The organism is Mucilaginibacter sp. L3T2-6 (assembly GCF_030519355.1).
In the GTDB taxonomy this organism is placed as follows: Bacteria; Bacteroidota; Bacteroidia; order Sphingobacteriales; family Sphingobacteriaceae; genus Mucilaginibacter.
On record NZ_JAUMKC010000026.1, the window covers coordinates 20,404 to 41,407 of the forward strand.

Sequence of the window (21,004 nt, forward strand, 5' to 3'; positions counted from 1 at the left end):
CGGTAGCATTCCAATAAGCTAATATAAAGATGTTTTAGTTAACCTGCGTGCGCTTTCTACTCAAATACGCACGAACCGGTGTATCATACACCAACATCACCAACCAGGCGAAACCGATCAAAAGCACGGTGCAGCAACCAATAATAATTGCCAGTTTTCCGGGGCCGGGTTTATTTGCGGCATAATAGTTGGCAAACATCCAGATAAAAGTATAATGCGTCATATAAAGCGGGTAGGATAGCCTGCCTGAGAAAATGCAAATTTTCTTTAAACCGTCAGCCAACTTTGCTCCTGCCCCTAAAGCAACCAGTAACGGGAAATAAATAATTACTATCAGCGGTTCAACTATCCAATTCCACCTGGAAAAAGGGCTCACAAAGGCAAGAAACAGTAATATTGCCAAACCAATAAAGCCCAGCCTGTTTTTGATGATCCAGTTGGATCGATAAATCAGCATTCCCGCTAAAAACGAAAAGGCCACCCGGGCGGCGCCATCCCATTCATTACCCTTCCCCCAGCCGCCCATTAAATTGCCTGCGCGGTAACACACTGTACATAAAACAATTCCGGCAATTATGGTCAATACAAATAACAATTGCCGGCCTGCGCGCCATAGTACAGCAGCAAATAATATATTCGCAACATATTCCCAAAACAGAGACCAGGCAGGCGCATTAAAGCCGAATAAATTAAAGGCCCTGTCCTGAACAACCGGAAAAGGGATCATGAAGATCGAAGCAAGAAATATAACGATGATCCGTCCCGTGGAATAAGCTCCGGGGTGCCCGCCGAATGGGTCGAACAAAAAGGCAAGTAAGCCCAGTACCGAACCCAGAATAACCAGCGGGTGCAGCCGGATCAGCCTCGATTTAAAAAACTCCGCCATACCCATTTTGCCAATACGGTCGTCATACGCATAAGCGATCACAAATCCTGACAGGCAGAAAAAGAAATCGACTGCCAGAAAGCCGTGACCAATAAAATCCTGGCTGTAATTGGAATAAGCTACTTCCATAAAATGGAACAGTACAACAGAAATTGCGGCAATGCCACGCAGCCCGTCAAGTATTTCGAAATGTTGTTTGGTCTGCAGCAGGCCTGGTGATAATTTTTCTTGCTCCATCAATTCGTTTCAAATACGGGTTGGCAACAAGAATAGCCAATAATGGCGGCTTCGTCAATTAAATTGACAAATCAGGGCAGGAAAAGGGCGCATACAATGGATGTTAGCCTGTAAAACGGGCAAGGCTTAGCACCTAGCGTTTCCGATAGTAAGATTAAGTATGCGGAGAATACCGGTATCAGATCCAGCCGCTTTAAAAGCAGCCTGGCTCATGATTAATACCAAATGGCATTTTGTTAACCCGGCCATGCGAGTTGTCAAACACCTTGTAGTGCAGAGATACTTTTTTGTACGAATGTTGAATGACCTGCATTTCGACAGCTGGTTCAATCTTCTCGGGTTGAACAGCTTTAGCAACTTTTTTCATAACCCCTCCTATAATTGGTTTAACTAAGTTAATTATTAATTAAGCCATTTCAAATATTTTTTTGAATAAAGATTCTCTACTCCGGTGTAGTGAATTAGAATGCGGGTTTATTAAAATAATACGCCCGGCAGTGGGCCTACTTCACCCATTCCATCTCTTTTAAATACCTCGCCAACAACTGATTATCTGAAGATAATGCCGGAATCCAATCTCCAACTTTTTTTCTTGTCCAATATAAATTTTGCGGATTGCCCGGCTTTGCGAAATTGTAGATATATAATGTGGCCCTGATATAACGCGGCGGCTTGCCTGGAAAAGGGTTACCGGCAAACAGCCCCACCGCATCTTTGTCATTATGCAGCAATTTCCAAACCATGTTATAAGTCCATGGGTATTGGTCGGCGGTTGACATGGAGGCAAACCACATTTGCCAGTCTAACCGTAGCTGGTAAGGTGCTATTTGTGGCGGGCGCTTATTTAATAACACCGGCAGGCCTTTGTAAATATATGGTTTCCATATCGCATGGCCCCCGGTGGTGTCATCGTTAGTACCTTCAAAAATTACATTGGGCCGCTCCCTGCCTACGGTTCCAAATGCGCCGTAGGTATTCACCAGGTCGAGCGGGTCGAACGAGCCGTTCATAATTTGTTTGGCGGAGAGGATATTCAACGCAGGCTCAACACTCAGCATTCCCAATATAATGGTAACTATCCATATGAACCTGGGTGTCCCTGCCTGCTCCTCAGCGCCCCGGACTGCCGCTTCGGCTTTCCGGACAAGCTGACGGGGTAAAACCCCCGACAAAAAGGCATCATCAAAACAAGCAATTGCCGGCACGATGGTTAACCAGTTGAGGAAAGAAAGATTACCGCTTAGAATGATAACGATTTGAAAGCCTATGATAACTATGCCGGCTATATGCCGCCCTGCCCTGGGCCAAAATACAAAAAGCGGTGCTACCAACTCAGCCAGCCAATTAAACCAAACGCCAATTTTTAACAACATTCGTGGCAAAAAGTGGAACCACCTACTTAAGGGGCCGGGAATAGGTTGAGTTTCGAAGAAATAATTTAACGCAGTACCGTCGCGCCATATCGCATCGCCTCTGAACTTTATTAACCCCGCTCCAAACATGATGCGAAAAGTTAGCCACCGGAACAAAACGATAACCGGAAAAGGCGGCGGTTGTTTGGGAAATGGCCGCATATCGAAAAATGGACAGAGGAAAATAGCAAGAAAACCTGTTTCAGTTAACTGAATTTCCCATCCATAGCCATACCAGTCTTGCCCGATGTGGTTAAAAGACATATATAACAGCCACAAAACTGTTAAAGAAAGGCCGTTAGTGTAACCGGCCAATGTTGCAAGAGACAGCACAAATCCAATCCATGCTACCACCAGCAACGCCGTATCCGAGTGCCAGAACCAAAAGAGGGACGGCAGATGCATAAACCCCGACGCCTCGGAACCATAAGCCTGGCCAATCTGCTTTAAGTATAAGCTCGCCGGCAGCAAACCGTTAGAGCCGATTAAAGGAACAACTTGATTGATAGCAACCACGAAAGCAACGGCATATACTGCGCCTAACAAACGCAAAAGGACAAACCGGGTGAGCCAGTAGTTAGGTGCCCCGGCCGGGCCAAAAGTTCCTGTGGATGCGCTGTCCATTTTACCTTCATTGTTACTTATTAAACAATTCCGGCAAAAAAAGTTCAACGCGCTTTCTAAATAAAAGCACGCCGAAACGGCCGTCAAATCGGGCTATTTCACTTCCCCACCTCGATCACATGAAATGTCCCGGAAACCTGTTTTGGCCGTCCGCCTGCCGGGTTGGGCTCTGTTTTGGCAGTCGGCAGAAATAAGTGGTGAGTTACTTCATCCAGGCCGATCGTGCGGGCGCCGGGCTCGGTAGGAATATTCTCCACAAATTCGAATTTGTTGGCGTTTATTTCCCTTACAACTGAAATATTTCCATTGCCGTTTGAAGCATAGGCCAATTTCAATTGATTATCAAATACAACGCCATCCGTATTACCAATAGGGAATTTGGCAATAGTTTTGCCGTTTGCCGCGTCCATCACTACCATGGTTTTTGAGTCGCCGCAGCCAATAAAAAGGCGGTTGGTTTTACGGTCGATGGCCAGGCCGCTGGGGGCTTCTCCGCCGTCTATTTTATATCTTGCAGTTTCTTTGTAAGTCATAGCATCAAAAACAATTACCGTACTGGTACCCTCACCGTTTACAAATATTTTGCCTTTACCGTCTGATACCGCTGTTTCAGGTTTATCGCCAAGCGGCACGGTAGCTACAACCATTCCTGATGCCGGGTCGAGCACGGTCGCATCTTTACTCCGTCCGTTACAGGTAATGATCTTTTTCGAAAAGTCGTCATAAAAAATAGCGTCCGGATTTTGGCCAACTGCAATCTGAGTCAAAACCTTTAAAGTGCCAATATCAAACACCACAACCGCGTTGGCGCGACCGGCGCTGATATAACCCTTGCCCAGCGAAGGCACGAGGGCAATGCCATGGACGCCAGGCGTGTTGGGTATGTAACCCACCGAGTCGCCGGTTGCTGCATCAAGTACATTTACCTGGTTGCCATGCGACACATACAGCCTTTTTGCCGCGCCATCGGCGGTGATGTAGTCCCAACCGCCGGAGCTGGCTATTTTATACTTTTTAATTACATGGAAGCCTGTTTTTTGCTGTGCTTTAGCCGGAACGGTCAGGCATAGTGCCATGCCGGACAACAGCATAGCCGTAGTTATTTTTTTCATCGGGGTTAATTTTAATTTTTAACCAAGTTAATCATAAAATCTGTCAAAAATCTGTAGTTAATTATATAGCTACGTTCCTTACTGCCAGATGAAAATTTATCTTATTCGTAATAATTCAGGGTTTACACAAGGTTTACACTTTTTGCCTGAAACCCTAACACAACAAACTGATAATAAGCAAGTTAAATGATTTCAGTTGGGTTACACCTGTAACCTTGCGCCAGCGCCTTAAAATCGCTTATTATTAGCACACTATTTACAACCTCGCTGCTGCCCTCTCACCTATTCCTGGCATATCACGCTGCAAAGTAATCAACAATTCATCTGCAGCATTTTCGCAAAGCGGCAACAGCTTTTTCGGAACCATAAAGGGTATACCTGTAATCTGCGAGCCCGATAATTGAGAAAGGGCGCTTTTGGTAGTTTCGAATACCTTTTGGCCTTTTTTGTTGAATAGCGAAATGGTGGCACTGGCTTTTATTTTTACCAAAGCCATTTTAGGCCCCACCCCTCTTTTGTCAAGTTCAAACTTTACAAATATTTTCATTATGCCATCACAATCAGGAAAAATAACAAACATCTCTTTCTCGTTGTCATTTTTCTTTTGGTCTGGTAATACCTGGTAACCAGGTACAGGCAGGTTGGTCCTAAAACTTAAAATATCATCCACGTTACCATTTTCCGGTATAAATTGCCTGTAGTCCCTATTACCAAGCACTTCTTTTTCAGGCAAAAGCCGGAAGGGAAATTTATCGGCATCGTTTTTAAAGAACTGCGCCCTGAAGTTTTTAAGAATTGGCAGGATATTCCAGGCGGTATCTTCTGCCAGTTTTGCTGAGTTTAACAAATCTTGCTGCGATGGCTTATCCACAAAACCCAGTTGCTTAGGCATGTACAACGAAACCAGTGCAACCTTTTTCTCCTGTGCGAAGCTTTGAAGTGTAAACAACACTACGAATACAAATAGAGGTATTTTTTTCATTTTTCCTGACCGGCAATTATGCCTGATTTTTGAGCTGACTATACCAGCAAAAATCAGGCCCTGATCGTAATTATATAAAATTATTGCTTGCCAGCCATTTTGCTATAAGTTCCTTGTAACCGCCAATGCCGCCGGTGGTGCTGCGGATGCCGTAGCCATGGCCGCCGGTCGGATAAATATGCAGCTCGGCCGGAACTTTAACCTGCTTTAAAGCACGGTAATAAAAAAGGGCGTTATCAGCATTGATAGGGTCATCTTCTGTCTGAAAGATAAAGGTTGGCGGCGTTTTTTCCGTTACCCTGATTTCCGGCGCCAACTGGCCGGGTTGTTTTTCATTTGCCAAATAAGCCGGGTAAGTTAATATAGTAAAATCAGGACGGCAGCCTACATCATCGGCTGAATCAACCGGTTGATAAGTTCTTTTATCATAACTGTTGCTAACCAGCGCCGAAAGATGCCCTCCGGCCGAGAAACCCATAATGCCGATATGATCAGGTTTTATACCCCACTTCACTGCATTATAACGCACTATACCCATAGCGCGCTGCGCATCCTGTAACGGCAATTCGTATCTGAGTTTACCCGGGAACGGCGGAACACGATACTTCAGCAAAACTGCTGTCACCCCTATCGAATTAAACCATTCGCAAATTTCAGTCCCTTCCAAATCCATTGCCAATATATAATAACCACCGCCCGGACAAACAACTACAGCCGTGCCGTTCGGATGTTTGGGTTTAAAAACTTTAATGGTCGGGTCGGTAATATCGCCCAAACGGATTACATCCTTGCCACTAACCTTGTCGTCTGTAGGTTTAGTAATATCGTGCTCAACCAGTTTATGCCCATTCGCCGTATAAATTATTCTGTCTTTCGGCCATAAATTAATTTCGGCAGGGCTTTGAGCATTAGCTATTGCAGTCATGAGGCAAAACAAGGCTGATATGTACGTTTTCATTGCTTTAAAAGTACGGTTAAAAAGTTACCTGTCAATAAAAATAACGCGCGGTATTCCCCATGTTGACTGTAAAAAATAAGCCCCATGTCAATCTATAGTCACTTTTATAATACAATCTATTAAAATTCCCGGGAGCCAAAACATTTGATTTTGCAATGGTGTTATCAGCTTACCAATTGTAAAAATTATGTCGAAAAGAATTTTGATCGTAGAGGATGACCGTGATATTCTCGGCTTGTTGAAAGACCTTTTAGAAGACGAAGGTTATGAAGTGGCTGCCCTAAACTACACCGAATCCATCATCAAAAGCATTAAAGAATATGCGCCGGATTTGGTGATGCTGGATTTTTTACTGGCGGGCATTAATGGCGGTGAGCTATGCCATGAAATTAAGGCCACGCCGGAAACATCGCATTTGCCGGTCATTATGGCTTCTGCTTTTCCGCGCGTGCTCGATTCGCTTGGCAATTATGGTTCCGACGCATTTTTAGTTAAACCATTTGATATAGAGGTGGTGCTGCGTACGGTGAGGGACTGTATAGAGAACAGGATGATTCACGCCTAGCAGGCTGCCGGTTCACAATGTCTTAGCACAGGTGTGCCAGCCTGTGCTAAGCACTATCATCTTACAACCCATCCAGCTTGACCCCTGCTGCCTTTATATTTTGCAGCAGTGTTGCCATTAACTTCAGCCGCTTATCCTCGTACCCGTGTGCTTCTACCCAAACATTGGTCATCACCGTATAGCCGTCTTTTTCGAGCGACGAAACGCCTATGCGACGGGCCGGCTCCGCAAGAATGCTTTCTTCTTTGTCAATCGTGTCGTTAATCACTTTCGTTAGCTGGTTAAGATCCACAGCGTTGCCGAATTTATAAGTTATATCCAGCCGGCGCTTTCCTTCACGGCTGATATTGATGATAACCTCGTTAGAGAGCTTGCTGTTTGGAACAATGACGGTGCGATTGTCAAACGTCCGCACTATAGTGTAAAATATTTGTATCGATGTTACCGTCCCTTCTAATCCCTGGGTAATAATATTATCACCGACAACAAACGGCTTCAACAGCAGGATAAGCACGCCACTGGCGAAATTCTGTAAAGTACCCGACAAGGCCAGGCCTGCTGCCACACCAAAAGCACCAACCAGCGCGGTAAAGATAGTGAGCTGGAAGCCCATGATCTGGACGACGCAGATTACCAATAACAATCGCAGTATCACAGCTATAAGGCTGACCAGAAAAGGCTTAAGGGTGGGGTCAACATTCTTTCTTTCCAAATTACCATGCGACCACTTACCGAAAAGCCTGATCAGCCAAAGCCCGGTAATCAATACGACTATGCCCAGCAATACCTTTGGCCCGCTGGTTAACAGCCAGTGGTAAAAATGTGTAATCAGCGTATTTATATCAAAATGCATAAGGGTTGAACTTAATTGCTACTGAAAATACGCTTGCATAAAGCAAATTGTTTGAATACCGGTATATTAGAAACCTATTAATGAATTGCCATGACCGATTCCTTAGCTTACATTCTGCTGCTCCTGACCGCCGGAATTGTACTTATTGTGTTACTGACCACACGGTACAAGGTCCCGGCTTTTTTTGCGTTGTTTGCGGCGTGTCTGGTAGTTGGGCTGGGCATTGGTTTGCCATTGACTGATGTAATAACTGTAATGAAAGAGGGCTTCGGCAATATAATGAAGTCGCTGGGCCTGGTAATCATATTGGGTACCGCCCTGGGGGTGTTGCTGGAATATACCAGCAGCACAGCGATTATGGCCGCCTGGCTGCTAAAAAAACTGGGTAGTGGTCGTGCGCCCCTGGCCATGAGCATCACCGGCTTTATTGTTGGTCTGCCAATATTTTGCGATTCGGGCTATATAGTTTTAAGCGGTTTAAACCGTTTTATGGCTAAACGGACAGGCGTACCCGTGGCAGTGATGTCCGTTTCGCTGGCTACAGGCCTGTATGCTGTGCATTGCCTCATTCCGCCGCACCCCGGCGCATCAGGTGCGGCAGCTACTATTGGAGTTGATTTCGGCAAGTTGATTCTGATCGGGATAGCGGTTGCAATGCCCGGAATGATTGCAGGTAATTTATGGGCAAAATATGCCGGAATAAAATTCCCCGGCATAATAACAGATGACGGACTGGAAGTAAAAGAGACTAATTCCGCACCGTCGCTTATCAATGCATGCCTGCCGGTCTTCGTACCGATAATTTTAGTTGGAGTAAAATCGTTTTTATCTGCCGGACAGCACATCTACGCCAACTGGCTTAAATTTATGTTAGCGCTTGGCGACCCGGTTATGGCTCTGCTCATTGGTGTATTACTGGCATTTAACTGCAAACGCGACTGGAAAAAAATGAGCTCCGGGGAGTATTACAGGAAGCAACCGAAAAAGCGGGTGGCATCCTGGTGATTATTGGAATGGGTGGCGCATTTGGCGCCATTTTAACCGCCGCTAAAATTGGTGAACATTTTAGCCAGGTTGCTGCGCTTGGCAGCATGGGTATCTTCTTTCCATTCTTATTGACATCCGTCTTAAAAACCGCGCAGGGTTCTTCAACCGTGGCTATAATTACGGCCGCATCAATTATATTGCCGCTGCTGCCGGCTTTAGGGTTAACCACCGAAAGCGGCAGGCTGCTTTGCGTTCTGGCCATGGGCGCGGGCTCTATGATGATATCGCATGCCAATGACGCTTATTTTTGGGTGATAGCCAAATTCTCGGGTATAGATCTGAAAACGATGCTAAGGGTTTATTCAATAGCTACAATATTGATGGGGCTGACCACAATAACTATCATTTATCTTTTATCAGGAGTATTGTAACATGCACATCCTCGTCGCCCCAAATGCTTTTAAAAACAGTCTTGACGCGTGGCAAGTTGCACAGGCACTTGGTGAGGGCCTTGCACAAAGCAACCTGGAATGCACTACCCAATTGTTTCCGGTCGCCGATGGCGGCGACGGCACCGGTAGTCTCATCGTTAAAAGCTGCAGGGGGTTAATAATCACAAAGGAAGTTGCCGGCCCGGTTGGCCGCAAAATAACGTCACAATTTGGATTGATAGAAAACCGGGCCACGGCAATAATAGAAATGGCAGATGCTTCCGGTTTGCGGTTGTTAAAAGAGGGTGAGCGGAATCCTTTAAAGGCATCTTCCTTCGGCACAGGCCAGCTAATAAAATTTGCGTTGGACGAAGGTGTTAAACGCATTATTATCGCAATGGGCGGCTCGGCAACTGTCGATGGCGGCTGTGGGATCTTGAGCGCACTGGGGGTAGTATTCCGGGATGCCAATGGTGACAGCTTGGCGGCATATCCTGAAAATTTGGTTAACATGGCCAGCATTGACGCCACCCGGCTGGATGAACGCATACACGGATGCGAAGTAGTGATATTGTGCGATGTAAACAATATGCTTTTAGGGCCTAACGGCGCGGCGGCTGTCTTCGGGCCGCAAAAAGGTGCATCGGCTGAAGACGTTACCGTATTAGAGCGCTTCTTAAAGCGGTTTGCGCAAATAACCCTGGCGCAAACCGGCAAAGACATGACCGCCATCAAACATGGCGGAGCAGCCGGCGGGGCTACGGCAGGTCTGTACGCCTGGCTTAACGCGAGGCTGGAAGACGGCATCGGTTATTTTTTATCGTTGACTAATTTTAAAGATGCGCTTCAGCAAGCCGGTATAGTCATCACGGGCGAGGGCAGCATAGACCGGCAAACATTACAGGGCAAAGGCCCGTATGGCGTTGCGCTGCTGGCAAAACAGGCAGGTTTAAAGGTAATCGGGGTAGCCGGTTTAATTCCATCTGAACCAGATGAAGAGTTAAACCGGTATTTTGATGAATTGATCTCTATAAACGAACCAAATATTGCTTTGGCAACAGCCTTAGCCATCACCAGGGTGAATTTAGTTAAGGCCGGAAAGAAGATAGGCAATATGCTTGCCGGCTAATATTTGGTAATGGCCATCACTTCAACTCTATCAAACTCACCGCAAACGGCTTCATCTCAATCGATTCACTTTTAACAGTGCTTTCAATGGCCGCACCATCGCCCGAGGCAGCGTCTATGGTGCTTACTTTCGCTCCGGCAAATTCCGCAGGTAATTTTAAGGTTGCCGGCCTGTTTCGTTTATTCAGCACCAGCACAATTTTGTTTTTACCGTTGGTGAAGGCCTGGGCATGCAAATCTCCGTTTCCGTTAGCTTCGATGCCGGTAGCCACCAGCTTATCACCTGCATGGATATGATCTTTAATAAGCTTTAAAACCCAGAAGCGGGCATTAGGCTTACTATTGGTGTAGTTGATCATGCTTACATCAGGATACTGAGTCGGGAACCCCACCAGTTGCGATTCACCAATGTAATCTATCCCCTGCTTCGTCAACTCAATAAAAAAATAAGCATAAACGGAGGCCGACAGGTTCCAGTATTCCTGGCTGATCGGCTGTGCGCGCATGGCGTTGCTTACAAAGGTGCCCAGTTCGTTAATGTCTGTTTTTGTTTTGGGCGATAAGCGTTTGCGAATGCTTTCTATAAAAGCGACTTTCTCTAAAAAGTTATCCGCCTTATCAAACAAGGTATATTCATAAGCATCAAATTTTTGCCCGTCGTTGGCGTTAGCATAACAGTGATAGGATATCATATCTAAAGGTATCCCGGGTTTATGATTCTTTGGGTTCAAAAAATATTCAAACCAATGCGGCTTCTCAAATGCCAACCCCAAACCAACAAACTTTGTCCCGGGCGATACCTGGTGCATGGCGGTATACATGGCGTCATAAACTTTGGTATAGTGCTCCGGGGTAAAGCTATGTTCCAAATCCGGTTCGTTCAAAATCTCCCAATAAGGTATTTGGAAATGGTAACCCGACTTATGGTATTTTCCCAGTTCATCCGTAAAGCCGCCTTTGGTGTACCAGCTCAGCAGGCGCGCATAATAACCGGTAAGCTCTTTCATAGTTGGGTCGCGAAACTCGGTGCCCCCGCCATAGCCCCAGCCTACCTCGTTCGGGTCGGCGGGGTAATTAACTTTACTGCCGGTTTTAAACATCCATTGAGGGATGGTGCTAAAATTCATAATGAAAGTATGCCCCTTTGTCGCATCCAGAAAATCGATGGTCATGGGGTCTATCAGGCTAAAGTCCCAGGAGGTAGTGGTAGCCGTTGGCGGTTCCAGTTCAGCCACGGCCAGCTTTGGATACGGGAACCATGGTACATAACGTACAAAGTCTGCTTTCAAATCCTTCAGGGCGGCAAAAGATCCATCGTGCATGCTGGCGCCACGCCTTAACATCGGGTTGCCTACAACCTGTAATGTGGCAGTTGATCTCGACACCATTTCAATTTTATTCCAGTCTGCCCTGAGCGACATCTGAGCAGTACATAGTTGAGCCGATAGCCCGAATAATATTAATAGTCTAAGTTTTTTCATACCGTTCTTGTTTCGTTTTCCCGTTGTATCAGCCATTGGGTTGCCTAATCAAATTTAATGTTCTTTACGCCATATTTACCATTATAAACCGGCTTGCTGCGCAACGGCGAGTTTGCCGGCAACTGGTAATTAGTAAAATATTTTAGCTGCATTGCTGACGTTACCCTGGCTGCTCCCGGCTTTTTAAATTGGGGATTAATATTCAGCCCAACCATTTTGCCATTCCGTTGCTCTTTACCGCTTTGCTTAGCCCAGCTGTTGATGTTGGTAAAACCGTCAATATAAAACCCCTTGTTAATGCTCCACCAGTCGTTATCATGGTATTGAGCCTCTCCTACTTTATCTCTGCCCCGCATCAATGAATCGCGGCCCACAAAAATGTTATTATAAAAGCGCATACCGTGGCTGTCGCTGGTTTTAGACCAGCAAAATGCCGAAACCTTATCGTTATAGATAATATTCCCGTAAACATCGCAATCGTGAAAGTCTTTACTGCTTTCGGCGACATTCCAGACATATATGCCCGCCTGCGAATCGGAAACCGTACCGTCATTCTCGCTGATATTAAACCGGATGATGTTGTTGTACCACGGGTCAGCGCCCCAGTATTGAAAAATACAGTACCCGCTCCCCTGGTTACCGTACGACATGCAGTATTGGATAATAGAATTGGTTACTCCGCCGTCAAAGTCAAAGCCGCCGCCATCTGCTCCGCCTTTTGAAGTCTTGTTCTGGTACGAAAGGCAATACTGAATCATGACGCTGTCAGCTTCGTAAGCCCAAATACCAACAGGACCGTTGCCAATACGCGGCATATCCCAACCATTGTTGGTCGCTGTACAATGGTCAATCAAAACATTCCTGCAATCGCCTGCCACAATGCCATTGCCGCTGTGATTGGTCAGATTAGTTGGGTCACCGGGATTATTTTCAGCACGGCAGTTTGATATCGTGATATGAGTGCTTTCGCGGGTTTGATAAGGCGCTTCTACAGTAATTCCTGCGGAGCCGTTATCATGCGCGAATACATTTTTTGCATTTATATACTGCGAGGAATAGATAAGTAAACCTGATTTTTGGAAACCCGAGATATTTAAATCATCAGCAGCAATATGATTACTATGCTTAACCGTAAGGCCATTCCTGGTATTTCCGGCCTTTCGCCCCGAACCGGTTAGCCCTAAATTCCTGAGCGTTATGCCGGTGCATTTTTCAAGTATAATTCCCGCACTGTCGCGTGCGTTGAGTATAGACTTTCCCCTTCCGTAAGAAGTAATTATGATTGGATTTTTTACTGACCCGTTAATGTTATGCAAGTAAAGCGTACCCTCAAAAACTTGCCCTCCTTTAAACAACACGCACTCCCCGGCCTTCAATTGAAGCGAACTAATTTTTTCAAGCGATCTGAGCGGCCGGGCTATGGTTCCGGGGTTATCATCATTACCTGTGCGGGCGTTTACATAGTATGTTTTGGCACGCATCTGTGCAAATGCCATGGTACACCACATTGATAAAGCAAGCGCAACACAATACGTTAAAAAAAATTTTAAAGACATTTACAATCGGCTTAAAAACAGGAAAGATGCCCGGTAAACCAAATGTAGTTATACTGTACGAGAAAAAACGACATTATTAATTGTAAAATAAACAACAAAAAGCCATAACTTATGTGCGTTCAGCCCTCTTAAAAGTGCTATTTATCAAAGATTTTTAATGCTTACCTCCCCATTTTTTTATTATTAAACTATCCATTACATTTGCTCAACCTTAAGTAATTCTGTTCTTCAAATGCACAAATATTCTAAGCAGACCCGCCATTTATTAGCTGTTGATTGTATAGTATTTGGCTTTGATGGGGAAAGCTTAAAAATCCTGCTCATACAACGTGGTTTTCAACCCGAAAAAGGAAACTGGAGTCTTATGGGCGGTTTCGTGCAGCAAAACGAAAGCCTCGACCAGGCATCAAACCGTATTTTAAAGGAGCTAACCGGTCTTGACGGCGTTTACCTTGAACAGCTGCATACTTTTGGCGACACCAGTCGCGACCCGATTGAGCGCACTATTTCAACGGCCTATTTTGCTTTGATCGATATACACAAGTATGAAAAGCAACTGAGTGATGATTATCATGCCGAGTGGTTTCCGCTAAAAAATATCCCCGGGCTCATTTTCGACCACCAGGATATGGTTGAAGCGGCCAAACGGCGTATCAGGTATAAGGCGGCTCTTCATCCAATCCTGTTCGAGTTGCTGCCCGACAAATTTACCATACCTCAATTACAGATACTGTACGAAAGCGTGTTTAATACCACAATCGACAAAAGGAATTTCAGCAAACGGGTTTTAGCCACAGGCTTATTGATCAAATTGTCCGAGAAAGATAAGGCCGGCTCCAAACGCGGCGCCTATTATTACCAGTTAAACAAGCAAAATTATTACGCCAAATTCCAGGCATTCTTGAATTTTATACCCAACCCTGATACATTGCTGCTTTAGAATTCCGGCAACAATTTATAATTATTGATTTCTGATATTGTAAATAATAAAAAATAAGTGTTATTTAGACACGAATTTATAAATCAACTATGATTGCAGACCAATTTGTGATTGGGGTAGACTACGGTACCGACTCCGTCCGCTCCGTATTGATCAATGCGCGCAACGGCGAAGAAATAGCAACTTCGGTATTCTATTACCCCCGCTGGCAAAAAGGTTTGTACTGCAATGCCGCTGAAAACCAGTTCAGGCAGCACCCGCTTGATTATATTGAAGGCCTGGAAGCAACCATAAAGGATTGCCTGCAAAAAGCTGGCCCGGATGCCGCTAAGGCCGTTAAAGGTTTGGCGGTAGATACTACCGGCTCAACACCTGTTGCAGTCGACAAAACCGGCACTCCCCTTGCTTTAACCGCTGGTTTTGAGGAAAACCCGCATGCTATGTTTGTGTTATGGAAAGACCATACCGGCGTAGATGAAGCCGCACAGATAAATGAGCATGCTGCCAAATTCGATACGAATTATCTGAAATATGTAGGCGGTATCTATTCGTCGGAATGGTTTTGGGCGAAATTATTACATACGCTGCGCACCGATGAGGCCGTTGCCAGGGCCTGCCACTCGTGGGTAGAGCATTGCGACTGGATACCGTTTTTATTAACCGGCGGCACGGATGCAGCGCAGATAAAGCGCGGACGTTGCTCAGCGGGCCATAAAGCCCTTTGGGCTGAAGAGTTTGGCGGGCTGCCCCCTGATGATTTCTTTTCATCACTTGATCCGTTGTTAAAAGGTTTTACATCAAGACTATTTACCGAAACTTATACGTCTGACGAACCGGCAGGTAACTTAAGTGCTGAATGGGCGGAAAGATTAGGTTTGCCGACCGATGTTGTTGTCGGCGTTGGCGCTTTTGATGCCCACATGGGCGCCGTTGGCGGACAGATTGAGCCTTATCATTTAAGTAAGGTGATGGGCACCTCAACCTGCGATATTTTGGTGGCCCCGGCCGGTGAAATGGACGGCAAATTGATTCGCGGCATTTGCGGACAAGTGAATGGCTCTGTGATCCCCGGCATGGTTGGATTAGAAGCAGGACAATCAGCATTTGGTGACACTTATGCATGGTTTAAGAATTTGCTGACCTGGCCGCTAAAAGGCTTAGCCTCATCAAAGCTTATCGACCCCCAAACCGCTGAAGCGCTCAGAGAAGAACTGTCAGCCCAAATTATACCCGAATTAAGCAGGCAGGCAGCTTTGCTTCCGGTTGAAGATGACGGTGAACTGGCTGTCGACTGGCTAAATGGCCGCCGCACACCGGACGCCGATCAAACGCTCACCGGCGCGATAACCGGCCTCGGCCTCGGCAGCGATGCCCCCCGCGTTTTCCGGGCATTGGCAGAAGCTACCTGCTTCGGCGCGAAAAGCATCGTGGACCGGTTTGTTGACGAAGGCATACCGGTTAAAGGCCTGATAGGTATTGGCGGGGTGGCAAAAAAATCGCCCTATATTATGCAGATGATGGCTGATGTTTTGTGTATGCCTATTCGCATACACCAATTTGAGCACACCTGTGCGCTTGGCGCCGCAATGTTTGCGGCGGTGGTGGCCGGCATATACCCGGCGGTTGAAGATGCTATGCAGGCTATGGGGCGTGGATTTGATGCCGAATATTTTCCAAACGAGGCCAATAGTAAAGTGTATTTAAAAAGATATGCGCAATATGCGGCCTTAGGGCGATTTATTGAAGGACGCTAGTCGTCAGCATTTATTTCGAAGTTCCGCAATGGGTTTCAAATCCGTTGCCATAAAAAAATAAAGATGAGTAAATATCATCATATCAAACAAAGCGCCTATGCGGCAAACATGCAGCTGCCAAAGCTCGGCCTGGTGCTGTTTACTTTCGGCAACGTAAGCGCGGCAGACCGTAGTCTGGGTGTATTTGCCATTAAGCCCAGCGGTGTGCCGTACGAAGAATTATCGCCGGAAAAAATGGTGATCGTCGATTTTGAAGGAAATACGATCGAAGGCAATTTAAGGCCATCGTCTGATACCAAAACACATGCTGTACTTTATAAGCATTGGGATGGCATAAACGGTATCGTTCATACACATTCCACCTATGCCACTGCCTGGGCACAGTCGCAGCGGTGCATACCAATATTCGGCACCACACATGCGGACCATTTAACGGCCGATATTCCCTGCGCCCCGCCAATGGACGACGAAATGATAACCGGCGACTATGAATATCAAACCGGCTTCCAGATCATCAACCATTTTGAGCAAGCCAGCCTTGATTACAGGGAAACTGAAATGGTTTTAGTCGGCAACCATGCACCTTTCACCTGGGGTAAAACCGCCGAAAAAGCAGTATATAATAGTGCTGTGCTGGAGTCGGTGGCACAAATGGCATACTTAACGGAGCAAATAAACAAGAATGCCCCACGGTTAAAAGATTCATTGATAAAAAAGCACTTTGAGCGTAAGCATGGACCTGATTCGTATTATGGCCAAAGTTAAGTTGGCAGTTTTCAGTGTGCAGCGGCAGATAGAAAAAATTGCGGTAAAAATTAATAGAATTAGCGCCTAATCACTAATTCACTAAATCACTAATTCAATAATTATAAAATGATTGATTTAAAAGCATTCGAGGTATGGTTTGTTACCGGCAGCCAGCATTTGTATGGCGAGGAAACCCTGAAGCTGGTAGCAGAGCATTCGCAGCAGATTGCAGCCGGACTTGATAGCGCGTCAGGCACACCGGTGCGGGTAGTTTACAAACCGGTTGTAAAGACTCCGGAAGAAATTTATACTACCCTGCAGGATGCAAATGTGGCCAAAAACTGTATCGGCATTATCGCCTGGATGCACACCTTCTCGCCCGCTAAAATGTGGATACGCGGGTTAAGCATACTGCAAAAGCCTATGCTGCACCTGCACACACAGTTTAATCGCGACATTCCCTGGAATTCCATCGATATGGATTTCATGAACCTGAACCAGAGCGCCCACGGAGACCGCGAATTCGGGTTCATGGTATCGCGTATGCGCAAAAACCGAAAAGTAGTGGTTGGTCACTGGCAGGACCCTGAAGTATTAAGCCAGATCAACTCCTGGGCACGCGCCGCTGCCGGCTGGCACGACTGGCAGGGTGCAAAATTTGCCCGCATAGGCGATAATATGCGTTATGTAGCTGTTACCGAAGGTGATAAAGTTGAGGCTGAACTAAAATTCGGCTACTCGGTAAATACCTATGGCATTGGCGATTTGGTAAAAGTAATTGAAAGCATTGACCACGATACCATCAACAACCTGGTAGATGAATATGAGTCGGCGTACACCATGGCCGATGATCTGAAAAAGGGCGGCGACAGGCACCAATCTGTATTTGATGCCGCAAAAATAGAACTCGGATTGAGGAAATTTCTGCAAGAGGGCGGCTTTAAAGGTTTTACAGATACGTTTGAAGATTTGCACGGCATCATTCAGCTACCGGGCATTGCGGCACAGCGCCTGATGGCCGATGGTTATGGCTTTGCCGCTGAGGGCGACTGGAAAACCGCTGCTCTCGTCCGTGCGTTTAAAGTGATGGGCAGCGGCCTGGAAGGGGGCAACGGCTTTATGGAAGATTACACTTACCATTTCGACCCTGATAACCAATTGGTATTGGGCTCCCACATGCTGGAAATTGACGCCTCGCTGGCTAACGGAAAGCCGTCATTAGAGGTGCATCCGTTAGGCATTGGCGGCAAAGCCGATCCGGCACGTTTAGTATTTAATGTAAGCGGCGGGCAGGCGTTGAACGCGTCCATGGTAGATATGGGCAACCGTTTCCGCTTGTTGGTTAACGAAGTAGAAGCCGTTGAGCCGCAAAACGACCTGCCCAGGTTGCCTGTTGCCCGTGTGCTTTGGAAGCCATATCCGGATATGAGAACCGGCTGCGCCGCCTGGATTTACGCAGGCGGGGCGCACCATACTGTTTACAGCCAGAACCTGACCGCCGAACATGTTCAGGACTTTGCCGATATGGCCGGTCTGGAGTTTGTCCGCATCGGAAAAGATACTCGCCTGGATCAACTGCGCAATGAATTACGCTGGAACGACGCCAGCTATCGATAAAAGGTCTGTTCAAATATGATTGATTGAGTGTAGTCCGGCAGGGAGTTTTCTTGCCGGACTTTTTTTGTACACTTGTAAGGCAAGGCATCAAACTTTTACCGCCTTCAAACGTCATTACCACTATGAAATATCTGAACATCATTTTCGCAGCAGCAATACTTATGGCGGCCTGTTCACCCGGTGGCCCAAAAACCGAAAATAAAGATGGCGACCAGCCTACTGACTCAACTCTTGTTAAAAACAATTCAGGCGCTGCTACCGATACCTCACGCTGTTTTTTACTGACCGAGGGCAAAGACAATAAAGACACAACCACTATTGAGCTTGCCATAAAAAGCGGAAAGGTGACCGGCCAGATGATCTGGCTGCCTTATCAAAAAGACAAGCGCCAGGGAACATTGGAGGGCGTTATTAAAGATGACAGCATACGCGCCGTTTGGAGTTTTATGCAGGAAGGCATGCGCGATAGCATATCATTAAAATTTTTATTGAAAGGCAATCTGCTGATACAAAAGCCATTGAAGTTTGATGAAAAAATTGGCAAAGAACAAACCGATGAAAAAGCCGGCTATACCTTAGCCTATAAGGAAACGGACAAGATAAAAAAGTAGCAAATTTATCCGCTTGTTTCGGTCTTGACTGACTTTCCGGACTTTACTGACTTTTCCTTATTTTTGATTCCGATGTTAACGTATACCACACACACCCTCGAAAAACTGGAATTGCTGCTTAAATCCGCCGGTTATCGCGTGCGGTACGAAAAAGGTAACTTTAAGACCGGCGCCTGCTTATTGCTGAACAGCAAAATGGTAGTGGTGAATAAATTTTCGGGGCTCGAGAGCAAAATACTTGCTATAAGCGAGCTGGCGCGCGGCCTTGAAATGGATTATAACCTGCTTGATGATAAGCAAATTGCCTTTCACCAGCAATTGCAACAAACAAAACTGGAACTGTGACGATAACTTTTTTAGGAACCGGGACTTCACAGGGTGTGCCTGTAATTGCCTGCAATTGCGAGGTTTGTACTTCGCAGAATCCGCGGGATAACCGCCTGCGCACGTCCATTTTGATTGAAAGTAAAGGAAAGGTGATTGTTGTTGATTCGGGGCCGGATTTCAGGCAGCAGATGCTGCGCGCCCATGTGCAGCGGCTGGATGCCATCGTTTTTACCCATGAGCATAAGGACCATATTGCCGGGCTTGACGACATACGTGCCTTTAACTACAAACAGCAAAGCGCCATTGATGTGTATGCCGACCAGCGCGTGCAGGACGCTTTAAAGCGTGAGTTTCATTATATCTTCGCAGAATTTAAATATCCCGGAATACCCCAGCTCAACCTCCACACTATCGGTCCCGGGCCGTTCAATATAGGCGGCGTTAATTTTATGCCGATTGAGGTATTGCATTACAAGCTGCCTGTTTTAGGTTTCAGGGTGAACGATTTTACCTATATCACCGATGCAAAAACCGTGTCGGAACAGGAAAAGGAGAAGATAAGGGGTACCCGTATATTAGTTATTAATGCACTGCAGAAGGAGGAGCATATATCCCACTTTACTTTCGATGAGGCCATTGCTTTTGCCCAGGAGATCGGCGCCGAAACTACTTATTTAACCCATATCAGCCACCGCCTTGGCCGGTATGCTGCTATTTCAAGGGAATTGCCCGATCGAATTGAGCTGGCATACGACGGTCTTCAATTGAATACGGCAGACTGACCAGCAGTTATCATACAACCCACAGGAATTTAATTTTTTAATAAAAATAAAGGAGTTATCTTAGTCGGAAACATTTTTACCTATAATGAAACAATTAGCCTATGTGAGTACGGCAATCCGCCTAATGACGGACAATGAGCTGACGGATATTTTAAAGGTAGCCAGAAGAAGAAACGCTGAAAATGATGTTACCGGCGTATTGCTTTACAGCGACGGCACCTTTATACAGGTGCTTGAGGGACAGGCTGACAGCATTGATACCATATTTGATTCTATTGTGAATGACAAGCGTCATAAAAATATCATCAAATTGGTTGACGACAAGCTTGATGTAAAATATTTTCCTGACTGGAACATGGGCTTTGCAGCCGTCGATAAAGATAAAGTCCATGAAATAACTGGTTTCCTGGGCTCTACAGGCGAGATCCTGAATGACGGATCTGGCAATTTACTGGCCGGCATCCTGAAAACATTCATTGCGACCAACAACCTGGTGATAGAAAATTAGTTAATAAATTCTACGTAGCTCACACGGTCGATACTGCCACGGTAAAGGCCGAGGTGGCCCGTATTGTGCAGGTCGATACGGCCGCGGATTTTCAATTTTTTATTGCTGATCAGTACAAATTCGCCATCGGTGGGTTCGAACAGGCCTTTGCGTGTGCCCTTAAGATAAAGCAGGCAATCCTGGCTGAAATTTATCCAGAGGGCGTGTTTATATGAATGGTCGGTAAAAAGGCTGTCGTTATAGAGGGCAGATTGGTCTTTTGATTCCTGGTAAGTGCCGGAAACTTCCACGTACTGACCGTCGTATTGCTTAATATTGTTTATTAACGTGCTGAAGTCAACCTTTTTAAAGCTGATGCCGGCATCGCAATTACTGCTGTACACCATCTTATTACTATTGCAGCCCTGTACCGCAAACAATATAAAGCCAAAAGCAATCAAGCGTTTACCAAGTATAATACAAGAATGTTTTGCACAGCTATATGCCATAACCATAAGTTTATTATA

Annotated in this window: 20 protein-coding genes and 1 pseudogene; 11 read left to right on the forward strand and 10 right to left on the reverse strand. The window is 46.0% G+C overall.

What is annotated here, in order from left to right:
- Positions 1-34: 34 nt before the first annotated feature.
- The 6 genes from Q3W13_RS22120 to Q3W13_RS22145 all read right to left on the reverse strand — a co-directional run bounded on the left by Q3W13_RS22120 (position 35) and on the right by Q3W13_RS22145 (position 6,211).
- Complete coding sequence (locus Q3W13_RS22120; protein WP_302867671.1) at positions 35-1,123, reverse strand: acyltransferase; 1,089 nt, start codon at positions 1,121-1,123, stop codon at positions 35-37.
- Positions 1,124-1,316: 193 nt separating this feature from the next.
- Positions 1,317-1,490 (reverse strand): hypothetical protein, encoded by a 174-nt coding sequence (locus tag Q3W13_RS22125; protein ID WP_302867674.1) that lies wholly within the window; start codon positions 1,488-1,490, stop codon positions 1,317-1,319.
- A 136-nt stretch (positions 1,491-1,626) separates the two neighbouring features.
- Positions 1,627-3,159: a lipase maturation factor family protein gene (locus Q3W13_RS22130; RefSeq protein ID WP_302867675.1), complete on the reverse strand. Its 1,533-nt coding sequence runs from the start codon at positions 3,157-3,159 to the stop codon at positions 1,627-1,629.
- A 98-nt stretch (positions 3,160-3,257) separates the two neighbouring features.
- Positions 3,258-4,271: a YncE family protein gene (locus Q3W13_RS22135; RefSeq protein WP_302867677.1), complete on the reverse strand. Its 1,014-nt coding sequence runs from the start codon at positions 4,269-4,271 to the stop codon at positions 3,258-3,260.
- Positions 4,272-4,527: 256 nt separating this feature from the next.
- Entirely contained in the window at positions 4,528-5,253 is a 726-nt protein-coding gene (locus Q3W13_RS22140; RefSeq protein WP_302867678.1) for a hypothetical protein, read from the reverse strand.
- Between the two features lie 70 nt (positions 5,254-5,323).
- A complete protein-coding gene (locus tag Q3W13_RS22145; RefSeq protein WP_302867680.1) occupies positions 5,324-6,211 on the reverse strand; it encodes an alpha/beta hydrolase in 888 nt (295 codons plus the stop codon).
- 187 nt (positions 6,212-6,398) lie between these two features.
- Here Q3W13_RS22145 and Q3W13_RS22150 point away from each other — a divergent pair, with 187 nt between their 5' ends.
- The gene (locus Q3W13_RS22150; RefSeq protein ID WP_302867682.1) at positions 6,399-6,776 is read left to right on the forward strand and encodes a two-component system response regulator; all 378 of its coding nucleotides are present in this window, start codon (positions 6,399-6,401) and stop codon (positions 6,774-6,776) included.
- A gap of 61 nt (positions 6,777-6,837) precedes the next feature.
- Here the strand turns inward: Q3W13_RS22150 and Q3W13_RS22155 are convergent, their stop codons facing one another.
- Positions 6,838-7,629, reverse strand: coding sequence for a mechanosensitive ion channel family protein (locus Q3W13_RS22155; protein ID WP_302867684.1), 792 nt, complete (start codon positions 7,627-7,629; stop codon positions 6,838-6,840).
- Positions 7,630-7,719: 90 nt separating this feature from the next.
- On the opposite strand from Q3W13_RS22155, the pseudogene Q3W13_RS22160 reads away from it, so the two are divergent.
- Together Q3W13_RS22160 and Q3W13_RS22165 are read left to right on the forward strand one after the other, a co-directional pair.
- Positions 7,720-9,047, forward strand: a pseudogene (locus Q3W13_RS22160) (GntP family permease).
- Position 9,048: 1 nt separating this feature from the next.
- On the forward strand, positions 9,049-10,176 hold the full coding sequence (locus tag Q3W13_RS22165; protein WP_302867685.1) for a glycerate kinase: 1,128 nt from the start codon (positions 9,049-9,051) through the stop codon (positions 10,174-10,176).
- A gap of 16 nt (positions 10,177-10,192) precedes the next feature.
- On the opposite strand, the gene Q3W13_RS22170 is transcribed toward Q3W13_RS22165, so the two are convergent.
- Together Q3W13_RS22170 and Q3W13_RS22175 are read right to left on the reverse strand one after the other, a co-directional pair.
- Positions 10,193-11,656, reverse strand: a complete 1,464-nt coding sequence (locus Q3W13_RS22170) for a glycosyl hydrolase family 39 (RefSeq protein ID WP_302867687.1) — start codon at positions 11,654-11,656, stop codon at positions 10,193-10,195.
- 44 nt (positions 11,657-11,700) lie between these two features.
- A complete protein-coding gene (locus Q3W13_RS22175; RefSeq protein WP_302867689.1) occupies positions 11,701-13,152 on the reverse strand; it encodes a right-handed parallel beta-helix repeat-containing protein in 1,452 nt (483 codons plus the stop codon).
- Positions 13,153-13,444: 292 nt separating this feature from the next.
- Between Q3W13_RS22175 and Q3W13_RS22180 the strand changes: the two genes are divergently transcribed.
- From Q3W13_RS22180 to Q3W13_RS22215, 8 genes are all read left to right on the forward strand, one after another.
- On the forward strand, positions 13,445-14,152 hold the full coding sequence (locus Q3W13_RS22180; RefSeq protein WP_302867692.1) for an NUDIX domain-containing protein: 708 nt from the start codon (positions 13,445-13,447) through the stop codon (positions 14,150-14,152).
- An 89-nt stretch (positions 14,153-14,241) separates the two neighbouring features.
- Positions 14,242-15,906 (forward strand): ribulokinase, encoded by a 1,665-nt coding sequence (locus Q3W13_RS22185; protein ID WP_302867695.1) that lies wholly within the window; start codon positions 14,242-14,244, stop codon positions 15,904-15,906.
- Positions 15,907-15,969: 63 nt separating this feature from the next.
- The gene (locus Q3W13_RS22190) at positions 15,970-16,671 is read left to right on the forward strand and encodes an L-ribulose-5-phosphate 4-epimerase (RefSeq protein WP_302867697.1); all 702 of its coding nucleotides are present in this window, start codon (positions 15,970-15,972) and stop codon (positions 16,669-16,671) included.
- Between the two features lie 108 nt (positions 16,672-16,779).
- The gene (araA, locus tag Q3W13_RS22195) at positions 16,780-18,270 is read left to right on the forward strand and encodes an L-arabinose isomerase (protein ID WP_302867698.1); all 1,491 of its coding nucleotides are present in this window, start codon (positions 16,780-16,782) and stop codon (positions 18,268-18,270) included.
- Between the two features lie 122 nt (positions 18,271-18,392).
- Positions 18,393-18,881: a hypothetical protein gene (locus tag Q3W13_RS22200; protein WP_302867700.1), complete on the forward strand. Its 489-nt coding sequence runs from the start codon at positions 18,393-18,395 to the stop codon at positions 18,879-18,881.
- A 72-nt stretch (positions 18,882-18,953) separates the two neighbouring features.
- Positions 18,954-19,226 carry a hypothetical protein gene (locus Q3W13_RS22205; protein WP_302867703.1) on the forward strand — a complete coding sequence of 91 codons (273 nt, stop codon included), beginning with the start codon at positions 18,954-18,956 and terminating at the stop codon, positions 19,224-19,226.
- The gene (locus tag Q3W13_RS22210) at positions 19,223-19,990 is read left to right on the forward strand and encodes an MBL fold metallo-hydrolase (protein WP_302867705.1); all 768 of its coding nucleotides are present in this window, start codon (positions 19,223-19,225) and stop codon (positions 19,988-19,990) included. Before Q3W13_RS22205 ends, Q3W13_RS22210 begins: the two co-directional genes overlap by 4 nt.
- Positions 19,991-20,075: 85 nt before the next feature.
- The gene (locus tag Q3W13_RS22215; RefSeq protein WP_302867707.1) at positions 20,076-20,498 is read left to right on the forward strand and encodes a BLUF domain-containing protein; all 423 of its coding nucleotides are present in this window, start codon (positions 20,076-20,078) and stop codon (positions 20,496-20,498) included.
- Here the strand turns inward: Q3W13_RS22215 and Q3W13_RS22220 are convergent.
- Complete coding sequence (locus tag Q3W13_RS22220; RefSeq protein WP_302867709.1) at positions 20,495-20,986, reverse strand: hypothetical protein; 492 nt, start codon at positions 20,984-20,986, stop codon at positions 20,495-20,497. The two genes, Q3W13_RS22215 and Q3W13_RS22220, sit on opposite strands and share 4 nt — an antisense overlap.
- Positions 20,987-21,004: the final 18 nt, after the last annotated feature.

Bases quoted from the DNA above. Each gene is read 5' to 3' on its own strand.
- Q3W13_RS22170 (WP_302867687.1), bottom strand. From the start codon at position 11,656: ATGAAAAAACTTAGACTATTAATATTATTCGGGCTATCGGCTCAACTA.
- Q3W13_RS22180 (WP_302867692.1), top strand. From the start codon at position 13,445: ATGCACAAATATTCTAAGCAGACCCGCCATTTATTAGCTGTTGATTGT.
- Q3W13_RS22200 (WP_302867700.1), top strand. From the start codon at position 18,393: ATGAAATATCTGAACATCATTTTCGCAGCAGCAATACTTATGGCGGCC.
- Q3W13_RS22125 (WP_302867674.1), bottom strand. From the start codon at position 1,490: ATGAAAAAAGTTGCTAAAGCTGTTCAACCCGAGAAGATTGAACCAGCT.
- araA (WP_302867698.1), top strand. From the start codon at position 16,780: ATGATTGATTTAAAAGCATTCGAGGTATGGTTTGTTACCGGCAGCCAG.
- Q3W13_RS22150 (WP_302867682.1), top strand. From the start codon at position 6,399: ATGTCGAAAAGAATTTTGATCGTAGAGGATGACCGTGATATTCTCGGC.
- Q3W13_RS22130 (WP_302867675.1), bottom strand. From the start codon at position 3,159: ATGGACAGCGCATCCACAGGAACTTTTGGCCCGGCCGGGGCACCTAAC.
- Q3W13_RS22205 (WP_302867703.1), top strand. From the start codon at position 18,954: ATGTTAACGTATACCACACACACCCTCGAAAAACTGGAATTGCTGCTT.
- Q3W13_RS22145 (WP_302867680.1), bottom strand. From the start codon at position 6,211: ATGAAAACGTACATATCAGCCTTGTTTTGCCTCATGACTGCAATAGCT.
- Q3W13_RS22185 (WP_302867695.1), top strand. From the start codon at position 14,242: ATGATTGCAGACCAATTTGTGATTGGGGTAGACTACGGTACCGACTCC.
- Q3W13_RS22220 (WP_302867709.1), bottom strand. From the start codon at position 20,986: ATGGCATATAGCTGTGCAAAACATTCTTGTATTATACTTGGTAAACGC.
- Q3W13_RS22120 (WP_302867671.1), bottom strand. From the start codon at position 1,123: ATGGAGCAAGAAAAATTATCACCAGGCCTGCTGCAGACCAAACAACAT.
- Q3W13_RS22140 (WP_302867678.1), bottom strand. From the start codon at position 5,253: ATGAAAAAAATACCTCTATTTGTATTCGTAGTGTTGTTTACACTTCAA.
- Q3W13_RS22175 (WP_302867689.1), bottom strand. From the start codon at position 13,152: ATGGCATTTGCACAGATGCGTGCCAAAACATACTATGTAAACGCCCGC.
- Q3W13_RS22165 (WP_302867685.1), top strand. From the start codon at position 9,049: ATGCACATCCTCGTCGCCCCAAATGCTTTTAAAAACAGTCTTGACGCG.
- Q3W13_RS22155 (WP_302867684.1), bottom strand. From the start codon at position 7,629: ATGCATTTTGATATAAATACGCTGATTACACATTTTTACCACTGGCTG.
- Q3W13_RS22190 (WP_302867697.1), top strand. From the start codon at position 15,970: ATGAGTAAATATCATCATATCAAACAAAGCGCCTATGCGGCAAACATG.
- Q3W13_RS22215 (WP_302867707.1), top strand. From the start codon at position 20,076: ATGAAACAATTAGCCTATGTGAGTACGGCAATCCGCCTAATGACGGAC.
- Q3W13_RS22135 (WP_302867677.1), bottom strand. From the start codon at position 4,271: ATGAAAAAAATAACTACGGCTATGCTGTTGTCCGGCATGGCACTATGC.